The organism is Geobacillus sp. DSP4a, from assembly GCF_013096875.1.
Lineage (GTDB): Bacteria > Bacillota > Bacilli > Bacillales > Anoxybacillaceae > Geobacillus > Geobacillus thermophilus.
The window spans coordinates 1-424 of sequence record NZ_SDLD01000209.1; the positions used below are offsets into that span (position 1 = coordinate 1).

1 protein-coding gene is annotated in these 424 nt (G+C 52.1%); it reads left to right on the top strand.

What is annotated here, in order from left to right:
* Positions 1-424, top strand: a 424-nt coding sequence (locus ETC02_RS17035) for a sialate O-acetylesterase family protein (RefSeq protein ID WP_216367881.1), incomplete at both ends; no start/stop codon positions are given.

Below are 424 nucleotides of genomic sequence, written 5' to 3' on the forward strand. Positions count from 1 at the left end.
ACTATGTTCTTACCGTTGCTGGTCAGTCTAATGCCATGGCGTATGGCGAAGGACTGCCATTACCGGACAGGGAAGATGCGCCTCATCCCAGAATTAAACAATTAGCGAGATTTGCGCATACGCATCCCGGAGGCCCGCCATGTCACTTTAACGACATTATTCCACTGACTCACTGCCCACACGATGTTCAGGATATGCAGGGTTATCACCATCCTCTGGCAACGAATCATCAAACACAGTACGGCACCGTTGGCCAGGCACTGCATATTGCACGGAAATTACTGCCCTTCATTCCTGATAATGCAGGGATTCTTATCGTTCCGTGTTGCCGTGGCGGATCGGCTTTTACCGCGGGCAGCGAAGGGACATATTCAGAACGGCACGGAGCCAGCCATGATGCTTGTCGTTGGGGAACGGATACTCC